The 7,738-nt window shown below is 42.3% G+C and carries 9 protein-coding genes; 7 read left to right on the top strand and 2 right to left on the bottom strand.

The window, feature by feature from the left end:
• The 4 genes from ftsH to VB714_RS13840 form a co-directional block, all read left to right on the top strand.
• Window positions 1-1,568: ATP-dependent zinc metalloprotease FtsH (gene ftsH / locus VB714_RS13855; RefSeq protein ID WP_416309682.1), on the top strand; the 1,568-nt coding region annotated here is incomplete at its 5' end.
• Window positions 1,569-1,766: 198 nt separating this feature from the next.
• Complete coding sequence (locus tag VB714_RS13850) at window positions 1,767-2,072, top strand: hypothetical protein (RefSeq protein WP_323225103.1); 306 nt, start codon at window positions 1,767-1,769, stop codon at window positions 2,070-2,072.
• Window positions 2,050-2,694 (top strand): hypothetical protein, encoded by a 645-nt coding sequence (locus tag VB714_RS13845; protein ID WP_323225101.1) that lies wholly within the window; start codon window positions 2,050-2,052, stop codon window positions 2,692-2,694. Before VB714_RS13850 ends, VB714_RS13845 begins: the two co-directional genes overlap by 23 nt.
• Window positions 2,695-2,698: 4 nt before the next feature.
• On the top strand, window positions 2,699-3,139 hold the full coding sequence (locus VB714_RS13840; protein WP_323225100.1) for a hypothetical protein: 441 nt from the start codon (window positions 2,699-2,701) through the stop codon (window positions 3,137-3,139).
• Window positions 3,140-3,215: 76 nt separating this feature from the next.
• Here the strand turns inward: VB714_RS13840 and lipA are convergent, their stop codons facing one another.
• Window positions 3,216-4,118 (bottom strand): lipoyl synthase, encoded by a 903-nt coding sequence (lipA, locus tag VB714_RS13835; RefSeq protein WP_323225105.1) that lies wholly within the window; start codon window positions 4,116-4,118, stop codon window positions 3,216-3,218.
• 40 nt (window positions 4,119-4,158) lie between these two features.
• Between lipA and secG the strand changes: the two genes are divergently transcribed.
• Both secG and VB714_RS13825 read left to right on the top strand, forming a co-directional pair.
• Window positions 4,159-4,395, top strand: coding sequence for a preprotein translocase subunit SecG (secG, locus tag VB714_RS13830; RefSeq protein WP_323225098.1), 237 nt, complete (start codon window positions 4,159-4,161; stop codon window positions 4,393-4,395).
• A gap of 112 nt (window positions 4,396-4,507) precedes the next feature.
• Window positions 4,508-5,086 carry a Uma2 family endonuclease gene (locus tag VB714_RS13825; protein ID WP_416309684.1) on the top strand — a complete coding sequence of 193 codons (579 nt, stop codon included), beginning with the start codon at window positions 4,508-4,510 and terminating at the stop codon, window positions 5,084-5,086.
• Between the two features lie 287 nt (window positions 5,087-5,373).
• Here the strand turns inward: VB714_RS13825 and VB714_RS13820 are convergent, their stop codons facing one another.
• Entirely contained in the window at window positions 5,374-7,017 is a 1,644-nt protein-coding gene (locus tag VB714_RS13820; RefSeq protein ID WP_323225096.1) for a sodium:solute symporter family protein, read from the bottom strand.
• A 230-nt stretch (window positions 7,018-7,247) separates the two neighbouring features.
• On the opposite strand from VB714_RS13820, the gene VB714_RS13815 reads away from it, so the two are divergent.
• On the top strand, window positions 7,248-7,738 hold a 491-nt coding region (locus tag VB714_RS13815; RefSeq protein ID WP_416309683.1), incomplete at its 3' end, for an FAD-dependent oxidoreductase.

The raw sequence follows: 7,738 nt of genomic DNA, 5'->3' as shown, positions 1-7,738 counted from the left end.
CGGCCATCGAGATCGAGGTGGACCAGCAGCAGGAGTCCGTCTGGATCTCGCTGCTGTTCAGCATCCTGCCCCTGCTGCTGCTGTTCGGCCTGTTCCTGTTCTTCCTCAACGCCATGCAGGGCGGGGGCAGCCGGGTCATGCAGTTCGGCAAGGCCAAGGCCAAGCAGTGGAACAAGGACCAGCCCACGGTCACCTTCGACGACGTGGCCGGCTGCGACGAGGCCGTCGAGGAGCTCCACGAGATCAAGGAGTTCCTCCAGAACCCGGCCAAGTTCCAGGCCATCGGCGCCAAGATCCCCAAGGGCGTCCTGCTGGTCGGCCCGCCCGGCACCGGCAAGACCCTGCTGGCCCGAGCCGTCGCCGGTGAGGCCGGTGCACCGTTCTTCTCGATCTCGGGCTCCGACTTCGTCGAGATGTTCGTCGGCGTCGGCGCCTCGCGGGTGCGCGACCTGTTCGAGCAGGCCAAGCAGAACAGCCCCTGCATCATCTTCATCGATGAGATCGACGCGGTAGGTCGCCAACGCGGTGCCGGGATCGGCGGTGGAAATGACGAACGAGAACAAACCCTGAACCAACTTCTCACGGAAATGGACGGTTTTGAAGGCAATACGGGGATTATTATTATCGCCGCCACCAACCGCCCCGATGTTCTCGACTCGGCCTTATTGCGTCCCGGTCGCTTCGATCGCCAAGCCATTGTAGACGCGCCAGACATCAAAGGCCGCCTAAAAATCTTAGAAGTTCACGCCCGCAACAAAAAGATTGACTCCTCGGTTTCCCTGGAAACCATCGCCCGTCGTACCCCTGGTTTTAGCGGTGCAGACTTAGCTAATTTGCTCAACGAGGCAGCCATTTTAACCGCACGACGGCGCAAAGAATGCGTCACCATGTTGGAAATTGATGATGCCGTCGATCGCGTCATTGCAGGGATGGAAGGCACGCCCTTGGTAGATAGTAAGAGTAAGCGCCTTATCGCTTATCACGAAGTCGGTCACGCCATCGTCGGGACTTTAATTAAAGACCACGACCCAGTTCAAAAAGTCACTCTAATTCCTCGCGGACAGGCGCAAGGACTGACCTGGTTTACCCCCAATGAGGAACAAGGACTCACCACGCGATCGCAACTCATGGCGCGCATTGCTGGGGCTATGGGGGGACGTGCAGCAGAAGAAGAGGTCTTCGGTCATGCAGAAGTAACAACGGGTGCTGGTGGCGACTTGCAACAGGTGACAGGGATGGCGCGACAAATGGTAACGCGCTTCGGTATGAGCGATCTCGGTCCTTTATCCTTAGAAGAGCAATCTGGGGAAGTATTCTTAGGAAGTAGTTTGATGACGCGATCGGAGTATTCCGAAGAAATTGCCACGAAGATCGATCGCGAAGTCCGAATTCTGGCTGAAAAGGGTCACGAAATGGCACGTCAAATTATTCGCGATCATCGCATAGTTATCGATCGCTTGGTCGATTTATTGATTGAAAAAGAAACAATTGACGGGGAAGAATTCCGGCAAATTGTAGCGGAATATGCAACAATTCCTGAAAAAGAACAGTTCGTTCCTCAATTGTAATTTCTCTTAACTCTTTTGATTTTTTGGCTCTGTCTTCTTGCTCTCTGAAGACAGAGTTTTTTTGATTTGAGCCGATTTTAGGAAAGGTTGATTAGTTCATAATTTTACAGTATAATAAATGTCAACGAGTTAATAGCGTTAACTTTCTATTCTCTTAACTCATTTTACAAACAAACGATTCACTACACAGATACAATCATGAAGCCAGAAAAAGAAGATACAGAAAATAATATACTTGAAATCTTAAAATCTGATGAAATAAATAATATTTATTTCAATGGGTTTGGTCTTGGAGTGTCTAAAAATGATGTTTTAATTTTATTAAGACGCAATGGAAAACCAGAAGTAATTATTAACACTTCTCATATTACTGCAAAATCTTTTTGCAATGATTTAAGCGAAGCACTAAAAAGATTTGAAGAAAATACAAATCACGTAATACCAATTTCAGAGGAAATCGAACAGCTAATGGAGGAACAAAATGAAATCAACAACTCAGAGTAATAAAAATAGTTACAAGAAATATAATCTTTTTCAAGAAGAAAAGCCTTATCTTCTTGAAGAAATTAAATCTTCCAGTAAACTAAAATTAGATGTTGTTGATAATAATTTATCTGCAATCAAAGAACAAAACTTCAATTATAAAAATAGCCCGCTAATTTTCTTGGATAGCTACAAGAAAAAAAGAAAAAAATTAGATCAAGATAGACTGGGTAAATTTTTGACTTTTGAAGAAATACTAAACTATGGACTTGATTTTATTAAGCTGAAAGATGACTATTTTTCCAAACGCATTCGCGAACTAAAAGAATTGTGCGATCTAGAAGAAGATGATGGACTATCTTTAGAATCGCTTAAAACGATGTTTTTATTTATCGGTTCTCTGGAGAGTATCACCAAGCCGAGTAGCTTAACACTCAGTGAAACTGGTATTTTCTATTTGACATGGAGAAAAGACAAAAAAAATTCAGTTTCTTTGCGATTTCAGGAAAATTATTTTGTAGATTATGTTATCTTTAAACCGAGTTCGTACATCAATAAGCGAATTATCTTGAATGGTTCAATGTATGTTATAGATATGATTGACTATCTTGAGAGTTTAAAGATCAAACTTCATCAGCAATAAAAAAATGACAGAGAGTGAAATTGAAAGTGGAAATGTTGCACGCTATTGTAAACCTTCAAGTTTAGAGAATGGAGTACCTGATAAATCAGCTTTTGAAAAAAGAAAAGGTGAACAATATTTGTCTGTCTATAGGCTTGAATTTTTTCAAAAGCAAACTGAAAAAGAAAATATAGCAGAAGTTCGTAATTATATGGAAAAAAAAATAAGGTTTAACTGTAAATCTAATGGTTCTTTTGCTGTTCTAAATATAGAACAATCCAAAGAATATATTCTTGAAGAACTTTCTGAAATAATTTCCTACAAAGAAGAAGGATTACCTCATTGTGGTCTTTATCATAATACCGATGATTTTCTCATTGCTGAGTTACTTACCGAATGCGTCCAGAATAATTATTTCGTTAAAGATATTGTCGATCCAAATATTCCACCCTCATTGCCATCTTAAATTAGCATGAAATTCTAAATAGCTTAGTATAACATTTTGGCAAGGAGCGCGATCGCCTATTTTCTATGATTGTTTTCTATTCTTTTTCTCTCGGATATTTCTCCATCAGTTTACGAACTTCCTCCGCATGATAAGAACTTCGAGTTAAGGGAGAAGAAACTACTTGTAGAAACCCGATCGCCTCCCCATATTCTCGCCACGCATCAAAGTGCTGAGGAGTAACAAATTCCTTCACTCCTAAATGTTTCTGAGAAGGTTGTAAATATTGTCCTATAGTGAGAATATCGCAATCAACTTCCCGTAAATCTTGCATTGTTTCTCGCACTTCTGCATCGGTTTCTCCTAGTCCCACCATAATCCCCGACTTGGTATAAACCCAAGGGGCAATTTCTCGACTGCGTTGCAGAAGTTCAAGCGATCGCCGATAATCCCCTTGAGGGCGCACTCGACGATACAAGCGAGGAATCGTTTCTGTATTATGGTTTAAAACTTCGGGTTGAGCATCCAGGATGACCTTTAAAGCCTCCCAATTGCCGCATAAATCGGGAATAAGCACCTCAATTGTAGTTTTAGGGCTTAGGATGCGAATTTCTTCAATACAGCGCTTAAATTGGCTTGAACCTTCATCTGGGAGATCGTCCCGATTTACTGAAGTAATCACAACATGATTCAAGTTTAAACGATGCACTGCCTCGGCTAATCGTAGCGGTTCCGTGGGATCGAGTGCCTGGGGTTTCTTCTCAAAATCAATATCACAATAGGGACAAGCGCGAGTACAAGCGGGACCCATAATTAAAAAAGTCGCTGTCCCTGCATGAAAACATTCCCCAATATTGGGACAAGATGCCTCCTCGCACACCGTATTGAGCGCTAAATCTCGTAAAATCTCTTTGACGCTACCTACGCGCTGCCATTGAGGGGCTTTGACTCGTAACCATTCCGGCTTAACAACCACAACTTGTTCTTTCTCGACTAAAATGTTCTCATTGTAAACAAATTATAGAGTATAGAGTTTCTGCATGAATATTGTTCAAATCGTTCAACTTGTTTGGGCGCTATCTGCCCTATTTTTAATTATCCTCGTCTTGCTGCATTCCCCCAAAGGAGATGGAATTGGCGGTATTGGTGGACAAGCACAACTTTTCACCAGTACGAAAAGTGCTGAACTCACCCTCAACCGCGTCACCTGGATGCTAAGTATTATTTTTATGAGTTTAACAGTGGTTTTGGCGGGGGGTTGGTTGGGGGCTGGATAATTCGGGAAAATTTAAGAAAAAATTATAGTGCGATCGCTTTCCTCGATCGGCGATCGCATTTTCACATCTTTACTTAATGTCAGAAAGCAATGTTTTGAAGGAAAATAAAGCCATGATCGCAAGTCAAGATTGCCTCTATATTTCTCCCGAAGATTATTTAGCCGGAGAAAGAGTCAGCCCGATTAAACACGAATATCGCGATGGAGAAGTTTATGCAATGGTTGGTGCTAAAAATTCCCATGTTATTATTGCGGGCAATATCTTTGCTCTTTTAAGAAATCACGTGCGCGGTTCGGGATGTATAGCTTTTATTTCCGATACCAAAGTGCGAATCGAGACAACTAATTCGTATTATTATCCTGATGTTTCCATCTCCTGCGATGAACGAGATACCCGTTCTTTAGAAGATTGTATTCGCTTTCCTGTTTTAATCATTGAAGTTCTTTCTCCCAGTACAGAAGGATTCGATCGCGGGGAAAAATTTGCCGATTATCGAACTTTGGAGAGTCTACAAGAATATGTTTTAATTCGTCAAGATCGCATCAGTGTTGAATGTTATCGACGCAATTCTCAAGGACGTTGGGAATTATATGCTTATACAGAAGGACAAGAAATTGAGTTAGCCAGCGTGAATTTTAGTGGCGCGATCGCCTCCTTATATGAAGATGTGCCGGGAATTTTGCAAAACTGAGATGCACCCCCTTCAATTTAGCCCATCTGCTGAAGTCCATCAATTACAAATACTATACAGCCGGCAGTAAAGCAAACACAACCTGATAAATAGAGTAAAGAACGAAAAGATATCTTTTTGCGAACAGCAATTAGAGAGTCTATCATAAAAAAGATACATCCTACTAAAAATAATTCACTACCAATTAAATATAAATTCATATCTGAAATCCATAAAAAAACGAGAGGAGGAGATATTTTTCTCCTCTCTATTTTACCATTGTGTCTAGCTCAGGTTAAGCTCAATTGCTAAGATTTGATTTCTTCAGTTTCAAGTTCAGAAATTGTTGTATTAGCAGGCTGTAAAGGTTTGCTAGGACACTGTTTTTGAGTTACCCTCGAAACAATAATAATGGTGATTAATCCACAGAGCATTGCTAGGGTTTTGAAGGGAAATAACACCACTCCTGCATCATCTATCATAGGATAAGGCAATAAGCGAGGAATGTGTAAAGCAGGTTCTCCTCCCCCAAAACGAAGGATGAATGAGACGACAAATCCGGCGATCGCACCATAAGTATTGGCTTTTTTATCAAACAAAGCTGTCACAAATTGAGGGAACAGAATCGTATAGACAAAATCCGAGCATAAATACCACAGCACGTAAATACTCTTCACCGTTAATGCCATCAAGATCGCCGCGATGCCAATGCCCCAAAGACCCCATTTTATTACTGTTGCTATCTCTCGCGATTCGGCTTGGGGTTTAATCAGAGGACGATAAACATTCCAAGCAAACAAAGAAGAAGAAGAAAGCAAAGCAGAATCTACAGAAGACATTACTGCAGCCGCGATCGCGCCTAGGGCAATTGTAGCAACAATGGGATTAGTTAAATAGCGAACCACATAAGGCAAAATTAAAGCCGCTTCTGCGGGGGGATCGACCCCAAAATCCGTCCAAGATGCGACATTTCCCATCACCCCGATCGCGATCGCGGGAATAGCCGCCGCAATGCTCACAAATCCTGCCACAATGGATAACCACATGGCAGTATTTTCATTTTTTGCCGCTAATACCCGTTGGAAATAAACTTGCCAAGGAATTCCCCCAAAAATCATCAATAAAGCTGTGTCCCACCATTGCCAATAAGAGTTTCCCCATTCTGGATATCTCCAAGCATCAATGGGTGGGAGAAGATTACTTAAAATGCCTTGATTTTCCTGATAAGTTGCCCAGGCTACGTCCCATCCTCCCACATTGGGAAGTGCGAAAGGAATGACTATTAACAAACCCACAAATAATAAAATGAGTTGCAGAACATCAGTTAAGGCAACTGCCCATAGTCCTCCCAAGGTGGTATAAGCAATAGAAACCGCACCAGAAATGATAATAGCAGTAGAAGAATTGAGTCCCAGCACTGTTCCAAATGTAGTGCCTAATGCCGTTAAAATCGCGGCACTCCAAAAAACTTCTGCACTTAAAGCTGGCAGAAAAAGAAGGGCAGCCATTTTTTTACCGTAGCGCATTTCTAGCGGATCGAGCAGGGTTGTAAACTCGTAGCGGCGCATTTTGCGTGCAAAAAATATGCCTCCCACAAATAAGCTCAAAGCATAACACCAAGGAGGTTGTACCCAAGCCAAACCAAAAGCACTGGTAGCTTCGGCGGTACCATTAATATAGCCTCCTCCAATCCATGTGGCACTCATGGTAAATATACCAATCCACAAGGGCATATTCCTGCCCGCCAGCATTAAATCTTCGGACTTTTTAGTACTTCCAAAACGGCTGGCAGCAGAGCCAATATAGAACATCAGGCCATAAAAAAGCATCATGGCAAAAAATCCCGACCAGTAAACCTGTCCGGAAGTGAATCGCAGGATAATCCCAACGAGAAATAAAACACCTACTAAAGCAATTGTCGGGATAAGAGAAGGATAATTTCGCTCGCTCATACTTGTTCTTGACTCATGTGAGTTCTATCGACATGAATGGGTTGAGATCGATCGCCTCAATACCACTACGCGCTCATAATAACTTTATAATGACGATTTGCGATCGCGATTTTGCTACCATTATGAATAACTTCCCTTTTCGTACTTTTCGTATTTTCGTAAAAAAATCACGATTTCTATATGAGAAATGCTAAAATGTCAACTAAATTTCACAAAATTTTACATCAAAAATCGTGACCGAAATTTATAAAAATACTACTCTTTCGCGTCGGGTTATTGTCATCGGTGGAGGAATTGGGGGACTCACTACAGGGGCATTACTCGCCCGTCAAGGCTATCAAGTGCGGGTTTTTGACCAAGCTATTGTACCGGGAGGATGTGCATCTACTTTTAAAAGAAAAGGCTTTATTTTTGATGTGGGGGCGACTCAAGTTGCGGGGTTAGAAGCGGGAGGAATTCATCATCGCATTTTTACAGAATTGGGGGTAGAATTACCGAAAGCAACCTATTGCGATCCGGCTTGTGCGGTGTTTTTACCGGGAGAAAAAGAACCGATTAATGTTTGGCGCGATCGCGAAAAATGGAGAAAAGAAAGACAGAAACAATTTCCCGGTAGCGAACCTTTTTGGCAGTTAATGAATAAACTATTTCAGATTAGCTGGAAGTTCCAATCTCGCGATCCGGTTTTACCTCCTCGCAATGTTTGGGATATGCAACAATT

This window comes from Spirulina sp. 06S082, assembly GCF_034932145.1.
In the GTDB taxonomy this organism is placed as follows: domain Bacteria; phylum Cyanobacteriota; class Cyanobacteriia; order Cyanobacteriales; family Spirulinaceae; genus CCY15215.
Note: the sequence above shows the minus strand (reverse complement) of the source record. Positions and strands in the feature narration are given on the sequence as shown.